Genomic DNA, 1,851 nt, shown 5'->3' with positions numbered 1-1,851 from the left:
CCGGCGGGGGGGGGGGGGCGGGGCGGGGGGGGGCGGGGTGGGGGCGGCGGGGGGTAGTTCGGGCGGGGGGGCGCGCGTGGCGGTTCGGGCGGGCTGGAGGGGTGCGCGGGGTTGCTGGGGCGGAGAGTGCCGTGTGGGCGTGTGGTCGGGCGTGGTGGTGCGGGTGGTCGCGTGTGGTGGTCTGCGCGGAGCGGGTGGTCAGGCCAGAACCGAGGTCACGTACGGCTCGGGGTCGGCCAGGATCGCGCGGACGGCGCTGGTCGCCGCGCCTCGCACCGCCGCCTCGTCGCCCAGCGAGGACGCCGTCACCGTCACCGGGGACCAGGCCGCGCTCACCACGCGTCCGCCCAGCTCCGCCTCCAGGGTGGGGCGCAGCCACGGTTCCAGGCGCGCGTACGCGCCGCCCAGCACCACCGCGGGCAGGCCGAGCAGGTTCACCGCGCCCGACAGGGCGATGCCCAGCCACCTGGCCGCCGTCCGCACCGCCGCGATCGCCTCCCGGTCGTCCGCGTCGAGCCTGGCGAGCAGGTCCGCCACGTCGGCCACGCCCGCCGCGCGCAGGATCTCGTCCTGCCCGGCCAGCCGCTCCAGGCAGCCGCGCGAGCCGCACGTGCAGCGCGGGCCGCTCGGGTCCACGGACAGGTGGCCGATCTCGCCGCCGAAGCCGGACACGCCCTCGAACAGGCCCGCGTCCACGACGATGCCCGCGCCGATGCCGATCTCGCCGGAGACGTGCACGAAGTCCTGCGGCGCGTCGCCGTGCCACAGCTCGGCGAGCGCGGCGAGGTTCGCCTCGTTGCCGACCTGCACCGGCAGCCCGCCCGCGTCGGCCCCGAGCAACCGGCCCAGCTCGCCGCGCACGTCCACCTCGCGCCACCCCAGGTTCGGCGCGACCCGCAGCACGCCGCTGGCCGACTCGACCAGCCCCGGCACTGCCACCCCGATGCCGCCGACGGGCACGTCCTCCCTGGTCGCGGTCCGCACCGCGGCGGCCACCTCGCCCAGCACCAGCGCGGGCGAGGACGCCCGGTTGTCGCTGTCCCGCACCCACCGCTTCCGCACCCGACCGGTCAGGTCGACCAGGCAGGTGGCCAGGTAGTCGACCCCGACCTCGACCCCCAGCCCGTGCGGCCCGGCGGGCGACAGGTGCAGCGCGGTCCCGCGCCGACCGGGCCCGCTCCGCGCCTCGGCCGCCCCCTCGACCACCAGGGCCGCGCCGATCATCCGGTCGACGAGGCTGGACACGGTCGCCTTGGTCAACCCGGTCCTGGCCGCGACGGAAGCGCGGGACGAACCGGGAGCGGAGGCGATCGCGTCGAGCACGAGCGCCGAGTTGAGCCTGCGCACGGTGTGCTGACCAGCCGGACCCGACCGACCCGAGACAGCAGGCACGACAGGCACGACGGACACGACGGGTGCGGTGGGCAAGACCGGTGCGGCGGGGACGGCTGGCGCCACCGGTGCGGCTGGCGCGACGGGCGTGGTGGGGACGGCGGGCGCGGCAGGAACGACCGGCGCGGTGGGCGCGGCAGGGGCGACGGGCACGACCGGGATGGGGACGGCGGGCGCCTGACCGGCGCGGCCGGAGGCGGCAGCCGTCGGAGCAGGGGGGCTGAGAAGAGCCTGCGCTGGACCGGGCTGGCCGGCGGCGTCGGGCAACGGGCCGCTGTGACCGGTGGTGTCAACGGGCAGGTCGGGAGCGTCGGAGGGGGTGACCGGCGGGGCGGTGGGCGTCTGACCGGCGCGGTCGGAGGGGGCGACCGGTGGACCGGAGCGGTCGGTGGCGTCGACTGGCGGTGTGGGGCGGCCAAGGGGGTCGACCGGCGAGTCGCCGCGGCCGGGGGCGGTGTC

2 protein-coding genes are annotated in these 1,851 nt (G+C 78.2%); one reads left to right on the top strand and one right to left on the bottom strand.

Features of this window, described 5'->3' with window-relative positions; genetic code table 11:
- Positions 1–198 precede the first annotated feature (198 nt).
- The gene (locus ACTUAL_RS05835) at positions 199–1,347 is read right to left on the bottom strand and encodes an ROK family protein (RefSeq protein ID WP_440899521.1); all 1,149 of its coding nucleotides are present in this window, start codon (positions 1,345–1,347) and stop codon (positions 199–201) included.
- A gap of 73 nt (positions 1,348–1,420) precedes the next feature.
- Between ACTUAL_RS05835 and ACTUAL_RS05830 the strand changes: the two genes are divergently transcribed.
- Positions 1,421–1,573, top strand: coding sequence for a hypothetical protein (locus tag ACTUAL_RS05830; RefSeq protein ID WP_440899520.1), 153 nt, complete (start codon positions 1,421–1,423; stop codon positions 1,571–1,573).
- Positions 1,574–1,851: the final 278 nt, after the last annotated feature.

It is taken from the genome of Actinosynnema sp. (assembly GCF_052038725.1).
Note: the sequence above shows the minus strand (reverse complement) of the source record. Positions and strands in the feature narration are given on the sequence as shown.